The following is a 15,049-nucleotide window of genomic DNA, read 5'->3' as shown; positions in this document are numbered from 1 at the left end:
GCTAGCCTGCGATCGCCTTCATGAGCCTCGACGGCCGGGCTTCGACCTGGAGCTGATCCAGCGTGCACTGGCGTGGCACCTTGTCGGGGCGCCAGCGCACGAACCGCGTGCCATGGCGAAAGCGATCGCCGGTTACGTGATCGTACTGGACCTCAGCGACAAGGCACGGCTTCACGCCCTCCCACTCTGAGGACCGCTCGGTCGACCATCGGCTCGGACCACCGGGGGACTTTCCGGTGAATCCGTGGCCGCGCAACCGCTCCAGCTTGCGCGTCAGCGTAGGCCGTTCGCGATCGGCGATCCCGGACGTAAAGCCGACGTGGTCGAGCTTGCCGGCCACGTCGAACAGGCCCAGCAGCAGCGATCCGACCAGCCGGTGCTGTCCTCGCGCGTGGCCGGTGGCATAGCGAAAGCCGCCGACCACGCAGTCCGCGGTACGCAACCGTTTGACCTTGAGCATCGCGCGTTCGCCAGGCCGATAGGGCTCGTCGAGGCGCTTGGCCACGACGCCGTCGAGGGCGCCGCCGCCGGCGCGGGTCAGCCAGTGCTCCGCGTCGGCGCGGCGGGTGCTTGCGGGCGAGAGGCGCAAGATACCCGTTGCATCGGCGATCCCGAAGAAGCCCTCGAGAGCCCGGCGGCGCTCGCTGAGCGGCGCGGACACGATGTCCTGGCCCTTCATCGTCTGCAGCATGTCGAAGACGATGAGGATCGCCGGAGTTTCGCGGGACAGACGATCGATACGGCTTTGCGCGGGATGCAGACGCATTTGCAAAGCGTCGAAGGACAGTCGCTCCCCGAGCGGGACAGCGAGCTCGCCGTCGATCGCGAAGTCCCGCGCGGAATGGCGACCCAGGCTCGCGACGACTTCGGGGAAATAACGAGCGAGGCTCTTTCCCGACTTGCCCAGCAACTCGACCGACGTGCCGTCCCGTATCGCCAGGCAGCGAAAGCCATCCCACTTCGGTTCATACTGCCATCCCGCGCCGCTCGGCAAAGCATCGACCTGCCGCGCTTCCATCACGGTTCGCGGCACCGCTCTATTTCTTCTCGGACTTCTCATCGTCGAAGCGGTTGGTGAAGCGGGCGTTGCCGAGACCCGTACCGATTGTGAATACACCCCAGCGGCTCACGTCCTGCATCGCGGGTACCTCGCCCAACCCCTGCACAACGGCGTCGTTGTGAATGACGAACAGGGTTTCATGGCTATTGATGCGCGGCAATCGATGGGCGAGTTCCTGGGCAAGATTGAAGCCCTCGCCCTCCCAGTTGCCCGGCAGGTTCTGGCCGCCTTTGCGGATGACACCGCGCTCGTCGATCAGGCCCGGGCAGCCAATACCGAAGAACGGCGCAAGCTTCAACTTATGAACGGCTGCACCGTCGACCAGCTCTTTCGCCATCTCGGCCATGCGGTCGATGGCCTCGTCCCGCGACGGTTCGTCATCGCGGTAGCGCCAATGGAGGTACTTCCGCACGCTCGCCTTGGAGAGATGCCCTTTCTTGACCTTGAACTCGATCACGCCGACCCGCAGGTTGGTGCCGCCGATATCGGCAGCGAGGATGGCGTCATGACCTTCGAGCATCCAGGTCGGCGCGAGCTGAACAGCGCCGATCAGGCCCGCCTTGTCGGGGTGATTCTCGATCGTGCTGAGATCGATGGCGGTGCCGCCGCCGGTCAGCAGTACCGCAGCGCGGCCCATCGCAAGCTGTCCGATATGGCTGGCGCTGAGGCCACCGCCGACGACAATGCGCTCGGTGTCCTTCCATGCGGTAAGCCGAAGGAAGCGCCGGACCACGGTCGCGAGCTCGTTGGCGAACTCTTCGACGGCAGTGTGGACCAGCCCGGCCGCCATCGGATCGGCACCCTTGAGATAGGTATCGAGCCTGGACTTCGAGATCTCGGCGGTCGGCGTGCCGTCGAATGGATCCTCTCCATTGTCGCGCAGTCTATCCCGCCAATCGTCCAGAATGGCACGAAAAGCCCGCCCGCTGGCACGATCGCCGACGAACCCGTCCTCGTCGCGCAGCTCTTCGTTGTAGGTATCGACGGTAACATTGGGCAGGACATGCCCGCCGTGCCCAAGCATGGCAGGCTCCCCTGTGGGCTTCTCCGAAATCGTCATCCGATCGTCCATACCCGTCGAACCAAACGCCGGACCGTCCGCCAAGTTGCGCCCGACGATCGGTAAACGGCGGCAGGGAACGCTCTCAGGCCGCGCCACGTTTCCTTCTCCGTCATGCCGCGGCCGCACTCCGCATTTGTCCGTTCGCTGGCCGAGCAAAACGGCCTCAACCTCGTCGAGGCCACCGCTTTGACAGTGCGCCGCCGGCCTTGCGGCAAGGGGTTTTTGTACGTCGACGGCAACGGCAAGATCGTACGCGACCGGCACGAACTGGATCGATTGAAGTCGCTGGCAGTGCCGCCCGCCTATTCCGGCGTCCGCTATGCGGCCGATCCGTTGGCCCATTTGCAGGCGATCGGCATCGACGCTGCGGGCCGGCTTCAATATCGCTACCACTCCAAATGGACCGAGGTGCGGGAAGCGCTGAAGGCACGCCGGCTGGCCCGTCTCGCGCGCTCCCTGCCGGCAATCGAGCGCGCCGTGGCGCGACGGCTGGGCGGCGCGGACTGCACTCTCGAATTCGCCGTCGTGTCGATCGTGCGCCTGGTCGATCGTGCCGCCATCCGCGCCGGCGGCGAGAGTTATGCGCGCGAACGCGGCACGCGCGGCGCGACGACACTGCTCAAGTCCAACGTGAAGGTGCATCGACGCACCGTGATGCTGGCATTCAAGGCCAAGGGCGGGAAGACCGTCTCCAAGGAAGTGCGCGACGGCCGTCTCGCGGACGCGATCGGCCAATTGATGAGATTGCCGGGCCGTCGCCTGTTCCAGTATCGTGCTGGCGACGGCACCATCCACCCCGTGCGTGCCGGCGAGGTGAACGCCTTCCTGCGCGAAGTTGCCGGCCGGCGCATTTCGCTCAAGGACTTTCGCACGCTTGTGGGCTCGGCTGGGGTCCTCCACGCCCTGGTTGCGACGCCTGCGGCGGCAAGCCGCCGCGCACGCCGTTCGCAGATTCGATCGGCGGTGGTCGAGGTCGCCGAGGAGCTCGGCAATACGCCAACCGTCTGCCGCAAGAGCTACGTACACGCTTCGGTCGTCTCGGCATTCGAAGAAGGCAAACTGTCGCGCCTGCGCAAGTCGCCCCGCTCACCCATCAAGAAGGCCGCCCTCGTCGCGCGTCTCGTCGCCCGACAGGGAACCTAGGAGACCACTTTCCCTGCACCGTGCTCAGACCCCGAACGGCCATGTATCCGGACCATCCGAAGTGGGGCTTGCCGGCAGGGGCGAGACAGCGGTCGTGCGGTCGAACCAGACATAGGCGTCGAACTGGCCCGACAACTCGACGTTCGCGTAGTGGCTCTGGAGCTCCGTTTCGGGGCGATAGATCACACCGATGAAACGCTCCAGCCGTTCGGCTTGCAGGTGTTCGCGCAACTTGCCGGTGATGCCATTCAGCAGGAGCGCACCGCGGCCGACGCCGCCATCGTGGAATTGCCGCTCGATGCTGTCGTGGCGCGAGGGGCGCACCTCCATGACTTCCATCGGCTCGCCCCAGTCTTGGGCTGCGGCAACGGTACCGGCATGCGTGCCGAATCCTATGGTTGCAGCCTGATCGCCGAAGCGTTCGCGGCAAAGCTGCCCGAGATTGAGCTCGTCGCGCATGCGGCCCAGGTCGGTGAAGCGCGCATCGCCGATATGCGAGTTGTGCGCCCAAACCACCGCCTTGGAGCCGGGCCCTCGATGCTCCAGCAAGCGGACAAGTGTATCGAACATGTGCCGGTCGCGCAGGTTCCAGCCTTCCGCACCACCGTAGTACATGATCCGATAGTAGCGCTCCGCCGAGGCGACGAGCCGGGCGTTCTGCACCGCATCGAAGAAACGCTCGTTGTCCTCCGCTGCGTAGGTCAGGCGCCTGGACAAGAGATCGGTGAGGGTCGCCACGACGGCGGCCTCGCATTCACGGTAGCGTTGGCTCAGCACCGCACGGCCATAGACCGAAGGATCTCTCTGCCACGGCGTCAGGCAGCCATAGCGCTCGCGGGCGATGCGTGCAGCCTCCGGATCGCTGCGCTCAAGATAGCCCAATACGGCCTCGATCGAGTCGGAGAGGCTGTAGATGTCGAGACCGTAGAAGCCGATCTTCTTCTCCTCGAGGTACGGGGCATTGTAGTCCCGCATCCAGCGGAGGAAGGCGTCGACCTCCCTGTTGCGCCACATCCAGGTCGGGAAGCGCCGAAAGACCTGACGATTGCCGTCGGAAGCCGGCAGTTGTCGGACATAGCGGTCGAGCGCCGCCGCGTCCGGCCAATCGGCCTCGACGGCCACAATGCCAAAGCCGTGACGCTCGATCAGGCGGCGCGTGATCGCGGCCCGGGCGCGATAGAATTCGGACGTACCATGGCTCGCTTCGCCCAGGAGCACGACCCGCCGGTCGCCGAAGCGGTCGAAGAAGTCGGCAAAGGCGGGGTCCCTCAGGTCGGGCAGCGCTTGTGTGACCTCAGCGATCATCATGGGCAAGGAGCGCGGCGCCGAAGGCGGCAGGTCGCCACGGCGCGGCGGACCACGATCGCCGCCGTCCGCGTCCCAGCCTTCGGCGCCGATCAATGGCACGAACATGACCTCTTCCAAGGTCTCCTGTTGGAAGCTCTCCTCGCCGGTGCGCATGATGCGCAGCAGACGCTGGCGGTTACGGGTGTCGCCCACCGGCATGATCAGCCGGCCGCCGGTCGCCAGTTGGCGACGCAGGGCCTCGGGCACACGCGGCCCTCCGGCAGAAGCAATGATCGCGTCGAATGGCGCCGCCTCCGGCCAGCCCAGTGTACCGTCGCCGACCCGCACGTCGACGTTGCGGTAACCCAGGGAACGCAGCCGGCTCTGGGCCAAAGCGGCCAAGGCTGCATGCCGCTCGATGGCATAGACGCGAGCAGCCAGCTCCCCCAGGACCGCTGCGGCATAACCTGAGCCCGCGCCCACCTCGAGCACGCGGTCGCCGGAGGAAATCCTGGCTGCCTCGGCCATGCGCGCCACGATGAAGGGCTGCGACATGGTCTGACCTTCCTCGATCGGCAGTGCGGTATCCTCATAGGCGAACTCGCGCATCGCCTCGGGCAGGAAGGCCTCGCGCTCCACCTTGCGCATGGCAGCCAGGACGCGCGGATCGCGGACTCCACGCCGTTCGATCTGACGATGGACCATCCGTTCGGAATTGGCGGCGACCATGCAAGGGCAACGGCGTGCCCTTCAGGCGGGTTGCAACAATCTCGAGCCCGGTGCGTTCCTCCCCTGTCCACCCGACACGGGCCGAAGAGGGCACCCATGAACGAGCGCGACGAACGGCTCCGCGACGCGATCACCGACACCCTGACGAAGATGAGCATCGATGCACGCAATCTCGCGGTCGAGGTCGTGAACGGGGCCGTCATCGTCAAAGGCACCGTCGGCTCCGACGATTCGCTGCATCGCCTGCAAAATGTTCTTGCCGAAGGCCGGTTCGGCACCAGGCCGATCGCCTGCCAGGTCGGCGTACTGCCGACCGCCGCAACCGACAGCCTCGACGGCCGCGGCCGTTCGCCGGTCACCGGCACATCGGCCGACTCGGCTCACGAGAGCCGCCATCAATTGGACAAATCCTGAAGCTTGAAATCGGCCCCCTGCCGGCGGTACTCCCGCCGGACCTGAATTGCCTGACGGAGCCGGAATTTGTCTCGAGGCGGGTGGGTCCTGGCGGGCATCGCCTCGGGGCTTGTCGCAATCACGGTCGCGGCGGGCGCCTTGGCATGGAAGCCCGCCTTGCCTCCGGTCCCCCCTCCGGCCGCTGCCGGCTTCGACCGCGCGACGGTGTTGCGTGGGCAGACGCTTGTCCATCTCGGCAACTGCAGTACCTGCCATACGGCACCTGGCGGACGGGGGTTCGCCGGAGGAAAGGCGCTGCGCACGCCGTTCGGCACGATCTTCGCCTCCAACATCACGCCCGACCCGGAGACCGGCATCGGCCGCTGGTCGTCCGAAGCTTTCACGCGCGCCATGCGCGACGGCGTGTCGCGTGACGGTAGCCTGCTCTATCCGGCTTTCCCCTACGATCACTTTACCCATACGAGCGACAGCGACCTCGACGCCCTCTATGCCTTCTTCATGACCCGCCCGCCTGTCCGGACGCAAATACCCGACAATCGTCTCGCCTGGCCGTTCGGATATCGACCGCTTCTGGTGGCCTGGAATCTCCTCTATCTGAAGAAGGATGCGATCAACGAGGCGGATCGGGGACGCTACCTTGCGGAGGGCCTCGCCCATTGCGGCGCCTGTCATACGCCGCGCGACCGCTGGGGTGCGGAAATGAGCGATCGGGCCTATGACGGCGCGTGGACGGAGGGCTGGTATGCGCCGGCGCTCAATGCCCGTTCTCCAGCAGTGCAGCCGTGGACCGCCGACGAGTTGTTCGAGTATCTGCGCACCGGGCGCGGCGCCATGCATGCGGCCGCCGCCGGCCCGATGAGTGAAGTGACACGGGAACTGGCCTCAGCGGCCGAGGCAGATGTACGGGCTCTCGCCGGCTATTTCGCCGGTCTTATGGCCGATGCACCGGCCGCCAAAGGCGATCTTGCTCGGCGCGACAACGAAAGTCTCGCCGATCGGACGCATCCCGAGGGCGGGATTCTGTTTGCCGGCGCCTGCGCTGCCTGTCATGACGCGGGCGCCCCGATGATGCAACAAGGACGCCCGCCACTTGCCTGGGGAACGCCGCTGCACGAGGACACGCCGCACGACACGCTGCAAGTAATCATTCAGGGCCTCGGTGCTTCCGCCAGCGGCGTCGGACCGTCGATGCCGGCCTTCGGCAACGATTTTACGGATCGCCAGCTCGCCGAAGTCGCCGCCTATTTGCGGACGCGGTACACCGACCTGCCGCCCTGGCAAAACCTCGAGCAGGCGGTATCCGACGTCCGCAAGGCGGGCGGCAGATGATCAGCCTCAGCGTGAACGGTACGGCGCATTCCGTCGATGCCGATCCCGATACGCCGCTCCTCTACGTGTTGCGTGGTGAGCTCGGACTAAATGGCGCCAAGTTCGGCTGCGGCCTTGGCCAATGTGGGGCGTGCACCGTGCTGGTCGATGACCGGCCGGCCTTTTCGTGCCTGGTGCCGGTCGCGGCGCTTGCCGGTCGCAAGGTGCGCACCCTCGAAGGTCTCGGCACGCCCGATCGGCCCGGTGTTCTGGCAGCCGCGTTCGAAGCCGAGCAGGCTGCCCAGTGCGGCTATTGTATTGCCGGGGTGATCATGCGGGCGCAGGCCCTGCTCGAGCGCAATACCCGGCCGACCGAGGGCGAACTGCGTGCCCATCTCGCTGCCAATCTCTGCCGCTGCGGCACACATATGCGTATCCTGCGGGCGGTACGCCGTGCGGCAATCGCCATGGGCGGCGGCGTCCGGGAGTCCGCTCGATGAACGGCCTCACGCGACGCGCGCTGTTGGCGAAGGGCGGGCTGATGGTGGCATTCGCCAGCACAGCATCGGCGCTCGCTCAGGAGCCCGGCGAATCTGCCACGCTCCCGGGTGATCTCGACAAGCATCCCTTTCTCGATTCATGGATCCGTGTCGATGGCACCGGCAGGATCACGGTCTTCACCGGTAAGGCGGAACTCGGTCAGGGGTTGCGCACCGCCTTGATCCAGATCGCCGCCGATGAGCTGGCCGTCTCGCCGGCCGCCATTGAACTCGTTACCGCCGACACGGCGCGTACGCCCGACGAAGGCGTCACGGCCGGCAGCCATTCGATGCAGAACAGCGGAACGGCGATCCTGAATGCCGCCGCCAACATTCGCATGTTGCTCACAGATGCCGCGGCCTGGCGTTTCGTGACCTCGATCGACCAGATCGAGCTGCAGGACGGCATGGCTTTTGGTCCCAACGGCCAGCATCTTGGCTATGGCGATCTCGCCGCAGGCTTCTCTCTGCGCGTCATGGCCAGACCGGACGTGACCCGCCGCAGCAAGGGCCGCCGATTGATCGGCGAGAACGTGCCTCGCGTCGACATACCGGCCAAGCTGCGCGGCATCGCCGCCTACGTGCAGGATATGCGCATGCCCAACATGCTGCATGCCCGCGTCGTTCGCGGTCCGAGCGCTGGCACGCGCCTGAAGCAGGTCGAGGTCGATGGCGTGGCACAAATGCCGGGTATCGAGCGGGTGGTGCGCGACGGCCGCTTCCTGGCGGTTCTGGCCGCCAAGGAATGGCATGCGATCAAGGCCATGCGCCGCCTGCAGGCAACGGGATGGGAACGGCAGGACGCTCCCCTTCCGGCGGCGGACATGCGCCATGTGCTGCGCAGCTCGCCCGGCCAGGAAATTCCGATCTTCGACTATCCGGGATCGAACGAACCCCCGCCTGACGCCCGGATCGTGAAAGCACGCTACAGCCGGCCATGCCTGATGCATGGCTCGATCGGGCCTTCCTGCGCCCTGGCACTGTGGGAAGACGACAGCGTGACCGTGTGGACGCACAGCCAGGGTGTCTCGCCGCTACGCAAGTCGCTCGCCGACCTGCTCCATCTGCCGGCCGAGAAGGTGCGCTGCATCCATGTCGAAGGGTCGGGCTGCTACGGCCACAACGGCGCCGATGATGCCGCTGCCGATGCGGCGCTGGCGGCGCGTGCCGTTCCGGGACGGCCCGTGCGCTTGCAATGGATGCGCGAACAGGAGCATGGCTGGGAACCGCTGGGCTCGGCGATGGTGGTCGAGCTTCAGGCCGCGCTCGGGCAAGGCGGCCATGTTGCGACCTGGCATCACGAGGTGTGGAGCAATGCGCACAACGGTCGCCCGACCAGTGCCGGCGGCCTGCTGGCCGGCGCCGAGCTCGATCCGCCGTTTCCGCCGCAGAAGGCGCGGCCGATCCCGATGCCGGAAGGCGGTGGCGACCGCAACGCCAACCCGATCTACGCTTTCGCCAACGCAAGCGGCATTTACCATTTCGTCGAGCAGGCGCCGGTACGCGTCTCGGCCCTGCGCTCCCTTGGTGCACACATGAACGTGTTCGCCATCGAAAGCTTCGTGGACGAACTGGCGCACGCGGCCGGCGTCGATCCGGTCGACTTCCGCCTGGTCCACCTGCAGGACAGCCGCGGACGCGAGGTAGTGGAGACGGCAGCCAACCGGTTCGGCTGGAAGCGGCGAATCAAAGGCCGTCCTGGGCGTGGCTGCGGCTTTGGTTTCGCACGTTACAAGAATCTCGGCGCCTACTGCGCGCTTGCCATCGAAATCGCGGTCGATCCGGATAGCGGTGCGATCGACGTCCGCCGGATCGTGGCCGCCATCGATAGCGGCGAGGCTGTCAGTCCGGACGGCATCCGCAACCAGATCGAGGGCGCGATCATCCAGTCGCTGAGCTGGACCATGCTGGAATCCGTGGCATTCGACGCGAGCCATCGGAGAAGCTTCGACTGGAGCGGTTATCCCATCCTGCGCTTTCCAGGCGTACCGGCTTCGATCGACGTCCACGTGATCGACCGGCCGGGTGAGCCGTTCCTGGGTACCGGCGAGGCCGGACAAGGTCCCGCCGCCGCGGCACTCGCCAATGCAATTGCCGACGCGATCGGACATCGCCTGCGCGACATGCCGTTCACGCCGGCGCGTGTGAAGGCGGCACTGGAAAGCTGAGGGCTCAGTCGAGCCAGGAGGTATTGCGCGACTTGCGGCCGTAGTGCCGCTCGCTTTCGGTGGACGGCGGCGTCTCCTCGGCCTCGGGCTCCGCTTCCCTCGGATCACGCCGCAGCGGCGCACTGGTCAAGGCGTCGCGCCCCAGTGACGTAATCTTCCAACCTTGGGGAGTCTCATCGATCAGCTTGTAGAGCGCCAGCCGCCCGCGCAGCGGCGGCGCAAGGCCGCGCTCCGGCCCGAAGGCGGCCAGATTTTCGAGCGCGGCGCGTTCCTCGTCTGTCAGGGCAAGACCGACCATAGCCCAACAAACGATTGTCGCCATTCCCGGTTGCGGTAAGTTTGGCTGAGCGAGGGGTTCGCAATGGCGCAATGCCGGAACCCGCCTGCACGACGGGCGTTGGAGCCGGTTCGCGAGGGAGGGGCTTTGCACTCCAACTGGCCTTGGCATGCCGGCGTGCTGGACCCGCAGGGGCCGATCGGCAGTGCGGAGCGGCTGATCCTGCTCAACGCCACCTCGATCATGCTCGCCGTGATCGTGCCGGTGATCCTGCTCACCATCGGCTTCGCGTGGTGGTTTCGCGCCGGCAATCGCCGCGCGCGCCATTTGCCGGACTGGTCCTACTCCGGGCCGGTCGAGCTGGTCGTGTGGTCGATTCCCGCGCTCGTCGTGCTGTTCCTGGGCGGCATCGGCTGGATCGGCTCCCACGACCTCGACCCGCCGCGGCCGATCGCCTCGCCGAAGCCGCTGCTCGAGATCCAGGTCGTTTCACTCGATTGGAAGTGGCTCTTCATCTATCCGAAGGAAGGGGTTGCGACAGTAAACCGACTGGTCGTTCCCGTGGCGACGCCGCTGCACTTCAGCATCACTTCCGCGACGGTGATGAACAGCTTCTTCGTGCCACAGCTCGGCAGCCAGATCTACGCCATGGCGGGGATGACGACGCAGCTCAACCTCCAGGCCGACCACCCCGGCACCTTCACCGGCCTCAGCGCGCAATTCAGCGGCAACGGCTTCTCCGACATGCGGTTCGACGTTGTCGCCATGCCGGCCGACGAGTTCGCAGCCTGGCTCGCCACCGTGCGTGGCGGTACGGACCGGCTCGACCTGGCGGGTTATAGAGCGCTCGCGACACCCGGCTCCGTCGACAAGGCCACGGCCTACGCCACCGTCGCGCCGGCGATGTTCCAGACCATCGTCCGCGAGGCCACCGGCCGCTAGCATGCTGGGCAAGCTTTCCTGGGACGCGCTTCCGCTCGACCAGCCCATCCCGATGGCCGCGTCGGTGCTGATGATCGTCGCCATCGCGGCTGTTCTCGTGACGATCGTTCTCAAGGGCTGGTGGCCCTATCTGTGGCGCGAATGGATCACCAGCGTCGACCACAAGCGGATCGGCGTGATGTACGCGGTGCTCGCTCTCGTCATGCTGCTGCGCGGCTTCACCGACGCGATGATGATGCGCACGCAGCAGGCCGTCGCCGCCGCCGGCGCACAGGGCTATCTGCCGCCCGAGCACTTCGACCAGATCTTCTCGGCGCATGGCACGATCATGATCTTCTTCGTCGCCATGCCGTTCATGATCGGCCTGATGAACTTCGTCGTGCCCCTGCAACTCGGCGTCCGCGACGTGGCCTTCCCGACGCTGAATTCGGTCAGCTTCTGGCTGACCGCCGCAGGCGCCCTGCTGGTCAACATGTCACTTGCCGTGGGCGAGTTCGCGAAAACCGGCTGGCTCGTCTATCCACCGCTTTCCGAGCTCGCCTTCTCACCGGGAGTCGGCGTCGACTACTATCTCTGGGCGTTGCAGATCTCCGGCGCCGGCTCGCTGATGACCGGCATCAACTTCACCACCACCATCCTGAAGCTGCGTGCGCCCGGCATGGGCTACGGCCGCATGCCGGTCTTCTGCTGGACCGCGCTTGCCTCCAATCTGCTGATCGTCGCCGCCTTCCCCATCCTCACGGCGACCCTGGCGATGTTGCTGCTCGACCGCTACCTCGGCTTCCACTTCTTCACCAACGCGGCCGGCGGCAACGCGATGATGTACGTCAACCTGATCTGGGCCTGGGGCCATCCTGAGGTCTACATCCTCGTCCTGCCGGCCTTCGGCGTCTATTCCGCGGTGATCTCCACTTTTGCGGGCAAGCCACTGTTCGGGTATCGCTCCATGATCGTCGCCACCATGGCGATCTGCATGCTGTCCTTCATGGTGTGGCTGCACCACTTCTTCACCATGGGAGCCGGCGCGGACGTCAACGGCTTCTTCGGCATCATGACCATGATCATCGCCGTGCCCACGGGCGTGAAAGTCTTCAACTGGCTGTTTACCCTCTATGGCGGTCGCGTGCGGTTTGCCTCGCCCCTTCTCTGGTCGCTCGGCTTCATCTGCACCTTCGTGATCGGTGGCATGACCGGCGTCCTGCTTGCCGTGCCGCCGGCCGATTTCGTGCTGCACAACAGCCTGTTCCTGGTCGCGCACTTCCACAACGTGATCATCGGCGGCGTGCTGTTCGGTGCTTTCGCCGGATACACCTACTGGTTTCCCAAGGCGTTCGGCTTCACGCTGGACGAGAGGTGGGGCAAGGCCGCTTTCTGGTGCTGGCTGGTCGGCTTCTATCTTGCCTTCATGCCGCTCTACGCCCTGGGGTTGATGGGCGCCACCCGGCGCATGCAGCACTACCCCGAGGCCGACTGGCAGCCGCTGTTCGTGATCGCCCTTGTCGGCGCGCTGGTGATCCTTGCCGGCATCGCCTGCATCGTCCTGCAGCTTGTTGTGAGCGTCCGCACCCGAGAAAGCCGTCGCGACCGCACGGGCGATCCCTGGGACGGCCGGACGCTCGAATGGTCCACTCCATCGCCGCCGCCGGCCTGGAACTTCTCGGTCTTGCCGCAGGTGCAGGGTGCGGATGCCTACTGGCACATGAAGCAAGACGGTCGCGAGCAGAGCGGCGGACGGACCCCGCCGCGATGGCAGCCGATCGTTCTGCCCCGCTCCACGCCGGTGGGCTTCTTCGTCTCCTTCTTCTCCGTGATCGCCGGCTTTTCACTGGTCTGGCATATCTGGTGGCTCGCGATCGTCGGACTGGCGGGCATGGCGGCGGCGGCGCTGACGCACGCCTGGCGCATCCACAGCGAGATAGAGATCCCGGCGGCGGAGATTGCTCGCGCCGAGCAGGCCCGCAGGCGCGAGGTGTCGTCGTGAGCGTCGTCGATGCCCTGACGACGCCGGTCGATGGCGACACCAATATTCCCTTGTCGGAGCGCGGACCCGCAGCGATCGAGGTCGTGGTCGGTTTCGGGTTCTGGCTGTTCCTTCTGAGCGATGTCGTGATCTTCTCGGCGCTGTTCGCCGCCTATGCCGTTCTGGCGGACCGCACCGCCGGCGGCCCCGACGGGCTCCATCTGTTCAACCGCGGCCTTGTTCTGATCGAGACCGGCTGCCTGCTGTTCTCGAGCTTCACGTGCGGACTGTGCTCAATCGCCATCGAACGCCGTTCGGCCGCCGCGACCTACTTCTGGGCGGCGATCACCTTCGCCTTCGGCGCGGCGTTCCTGGGGCTCGAACTGTCGGAGTTCCTGCGCATGGGCAGCGAAGGCGCCGGGCCGACCCGCAGCGCCTTTCTCTCGGCTTTCTTTACGCTGGTCGGCACGCACGGCCTGCATGTCACTCTGGGCCTCTGCTGGCTGGCCGTAATGATGGCGCAGGTCGCGACGCTCGGCTTTCGCCCCGTGGTCGTGCGCCGGCTGCTTTGTTTCACGCTGTTCTGGCATGCTCTCGATATTGTCTGGATCGGCGTCTTCACCATTGTTTATCTGGGAGCAGGCTATGCCTGAGCCACGCCAAGCCCAAGATGTCCGGGGTGACCACGCTCCCGGCGGCGCACAGACCAGCCGCGGCGGCGTTCGCGCCTATCTCGCCGGCCTCGGTTTTGCGATCGTGTTGACGCTTGCCTCTTTCTGGGTGGCCGGCACGCACACCGTCTGGGGACCCGCGGTTCCCATCCTGCTCGCCGCCCTCGCGATCGGGCAAATGGGCGTACATGTCGTGTTCTTTTTTCACATCTCCAGCGGTCCCGACGACACCAACAACTTCCTCGCCCTGGCTTTTGGCATTTTTGTCGTCGGGCTCGTCGTCTTCGGCTCGATGCTGATCATGGCGAACCTCGACGCCAACATGATGCCGATGGAACACGCGCTGCAGACACAACATTAGCGTTCCCGAGAGCACCGATCACTCCCAGCATATCGCAACGAAGGCAGCCGCCATGCGCAAGATGGTCCAGATCGCACCGACCAGTTTGAATGCCCTGGAGATCCTCGAATCCGACACGGGCAAGACCTTCCAGGAGCTGATGGACGAAGCGGTCGCCGACCTCCTGAAGAAGTACAAGCGGCCGGTCACGATGCGGGAGATGTTCGAGAAGAGCGCGGGAAGCAGCCGGCGCGCTAAATGAAGGACATGCCGCCGCTCAGCGCCACAGTCTGGCCGGTCATGTAGGCGTTACCCATCAGCATCAGCACGATCTGTGCGCATTCCTCGGGCGTTCCGAAGCGGCCGAGCGGAATGCGTGCCGGTGAGGACGCGAGACCCGACCGCACCATATCCGTCTCGATCAGTGACGGAGCGACGGCGTTTACCGTGATACCATCCTTCACCAGACGCGCGGCGTAGCCCCGCGTCAGCCCCTCGAGACCCGCCTTCGAGGCGTTGTAGTGCGGACCAATGCCACCGGCGCCGCGTGCCGCGCCCGAGGATATGTTCACGATACGACCCCATTTCCTGGCGCGCATGCCCGCCACGATGGCCTGCGTGCACAGGAACGCCGACTTCAGGTTCACGGCGATAGTCTCGTCGAACACCTCTTCCGTCAGCTCTTCGATGCTCCGGATGAGGCCGATGCCGGCATTGTTGACCAACATGTCGATCGGGCCGAGCTCGCGCTCGACGGCCGCGACCATCGCCGTCACCTCGGTGCCGTTGGAGACATCGGCACGGACGGCTGTCGCCCGGCGTCCCGCTTTGCGGATCAGGTCCACCACGGCGTCCGCATCGGCTGCGTTTTCCCGGAAATTTACCGCGACGGCCGCACCGGCTTCGGCCAGCGAAATCGCCACGGCGCGGCCGATGCCGCGTGAACCACCGGTGATCAGCGCCACCCGCCCGCTGAGTTCGGCCATTCTTCCCTCCATCTATCGACCTCACCGAGCCGACATGTTAGGCGAATGACCGCCTGTTCAGGGAGGTCTTATGCATCGGCTGGGTTTCGGCGCTTTTCTCGCCCCGCATCATCCTATCGGCGAACATCCGATGCTGCAGTTCCGCCGCGACCTGAAGTTCGT

At 65.8% G+C, this 15,049-nt stretch carries 15 protein-coding genes; 10 read left to right on the top strand and 5 right to left on the bottom strand.

Translation table 11 applies throughout. The annotated features are described in order from the left end of the window. Position 1: 1 nt before the first annotated feature. A complete protein-coding gene (locus VH499_RS19045) occupies positions 2-1,060 on the bottom strand; it encodes an ATP-dependent DNA ligase (RefSeq protein ID WP_414709812.1) in 1,059 nt (352 codons plus the stop codon). After that, positions 1,038-2,084: an ROK family protein gene (locus VH499_RS19040; RefSeq protein ID WP_332054330.1), complete on the bottom strand. Its 1,047-nt coding sequence runs from the start codon at positions 2,082-2,084 to the stop codon at positions 1,038-1,040. The genes VH499_RS19045 and VH499_RS19040 overlap by 23 nt, the downstream gene beginning before the upstream one ends. Before the next feature lie 150 nt (positions 2,085-2,234). On the opposite strand from VH499_RS19040, the gene VH499_RS19035 reads away from it, so the two are divergent. Further along, entirely contained in the window at positions 2,235-3,266 is a 1,032-nt protein-coding gene (locus VH499_RS19035; protein ID WP_332054329.1) for a DNA topoisomerase IB, read from the top strand. A 24-nt stretch (positions 3,267-3,290) separates the two neighbouring features. Here the strand turns inward: VH499_RS19035 and VH499_RS19030 are convergent, their stop codons facing one another. After that, the gene (locus VH499_RS19030) at positions 3,291-5,282 is read right to left on the bottom strand and encodes a protein-L-isoaspartate(D-aspartate) O-methyltransferase (RefSeq protein ID WP_332054328.1); all 1,992 of its coding nucleotides are present in this window, start codon (positions 5,280-5,282) and stop codon (positions 3,291-3,293) included. Between the two features lie 96 nt (positions 5,283-5,378). Here VH499_RS19030 and VH499_RS19025 point away from each other — a divergent pair, with 96 nt between their 5' ends. From VH499_RS19025 to VH499_RS19010, 4 genes are all read left to right on the top strand, one after another. After that, positions 5,379-5,696: a hypothetical protein gene (locus tag VH499_RS19025; RefSeq protein ID WP_332054327.1), complete on the top strand. Its 318-nt coding sequence runs from the start codon at positions 5,379-5,381 to the stop codon at positions 5,694-5,696. A gap of 66 nt (positions 5,697-5,762) precedes the next feature. Further along, entirely contained in the window at positions 5,763-7,025 is a 1,263-nt protein-coding gene (locus VH499_RS19020; protein ID WP_332054326.1) for a cytochrome c, read from the top strand. Continuing rightward, a complete protein-coding gene (locus VH499_RS19015) occupies positions 7,022-7,504 on the top strand; it encodes a (2Fe-2S)-binding protein (protein WP_332054325.1) in 483 nt (160 codons plus the stop codon). Before VH499_RS19020 ends, VH499_RS19015 begins: the two co-directional genes overlap by 4 nt. Beyond that, positions 7,501-9,711 carry a xanthine dehydrogenase family protein molybdopterin-binding subunit gene (locus tag VH499_RS19010; protein ID WP_332054324.1) on the top strand — a complete coding sequence of 737 codons (2,211 nt, stop codon included), beginning with the start codon at positions 7,501-7,503 and terminating at the stop codon, positions 9,709-9,711. Before VH499_RS19015 ends, VH499_RS19010 begins: the two co-directional genes overlap by 4 nt. A gap of 4 nt (positions 9,712-9,715) precedes the next feature. On the opposite strand, the gene VH499_RS19005 is transcribed toward VH499_RS19010, so the two are convergent. Further along, positions 9,716-10,009: a hypothetical protein gene (locus VH499_RS19005; RefSeq protein ID WP_332054323.1), complete on the bottom strand. Its 294-nt coding sequence runs from the start codon at positions 10,007-10,009 to the stop codon at positions 9,716-9,718. Between the two features lie 126 nt (positions 10,010-10,135). Here VH499_RS19005 and cyoA point away from each other — a divergent pair, with 126 nt between their 5' ends. The 5 genes from cyoA to VH499_RS18980 are packed head-to-tail and all read left to right on the top strand — an operon-like array spanning position 10,136 to position 14,163. Continuing rightward, complete coding sequence (gene cyoA, locus VH499_RS19000) at positions 10,136-10,930, top strand: ubiquinol oxidase subunit II (protein ID WP_332054322.1); 795 nt, start codon at positions 10,136-10,138, stop codon at positions 10,928-10,930. A gap of 1 nt (position 10,931) precedes the next feature. Beyond that, on the top strand, positions 10,932-12,911 hold the full coding sequence (gene cyoB / locus VH499_RS18995) for a cytochrome o ubiquinol oxidase subunit I (protein WP_332054321.1): 1,980 nt from the start codon (positions 10,932-10,934) through the stop codon (positions 12,909-12,911). Further along, positions 12,908-13,543 carry a cytochrome o ubiquinol oxidase subunit III gene (cyoC, locus tag VH499_RS18990; protein WP_332054320.1) on the top strand — a complete coding sequence of 212 codons (636 nt, stop codon included), beginning with the start codon at positions 12,908-12,910 and terminating at the stop codon, positions 13,541-13,543. The genes cyoB and cyoC overlap by 4 nt, the downstream gene beginning before the upstream one ends. Next, on the top strand, positions 13,515-13,922 hold the full coding sequence (gene cyoD / locus VH499_RS18985; protein WP_332054319.1) for a cytochrome o ubiquinol oxidase subunit IV: 408 nt from the start codon (positions 13,515-13,517) through the stop codon (positions 13,920-13,922). Before cyoC ends, cyoD begins: the two co-directional genes overlap by 29 nt. Before the next feature lie 52 nt (positions 13,923-13,974). Further along, the gene (locus tag VH499_RS18980) at positions 13,975-14,163 is read left to right on the top strand and encodes a hypothetical protein (RefSeq protein WP_332054318.1); all 189 of its coding nucleotides are present in this window, start codon (positions 13,975-13,977) and stop codon (positions 14,161-14,163) included. Here the strand turns inward: VH499_RS18980 and VH499_RS18975 are convergent. Then, positions 14,156-14,887, bottom strand: a complete 732-nt coding sequence (locus VH499_RS18975; RefSeq protein ID WP_332054317.1) for an SDR family NAD(P)-dependent oxidoreductase — start codon at positions 14,885-14,887, stop codon at positions 14,156-14,158. The genes VH499_RS18980 and VH499_RS18975 overlap by 8 nt on opposite strands. Positions 14,888-15,049: the final 162 nt, after the last annotated feature.

Origin of the sequence: Reyranella sp. (genome assembly GCF_036558665.1) — a bacterium.
Taxonomy (GTDB): Bacteria; Pseudomonadota; Alphaproteobacteria; order Reyranellales; family Reyranellaceae; genus Reyranella.
Note: the sequence above shows the minus strand (reverse complement) of the source record. Positions and strands in the feature narration are given on the sequence as shown.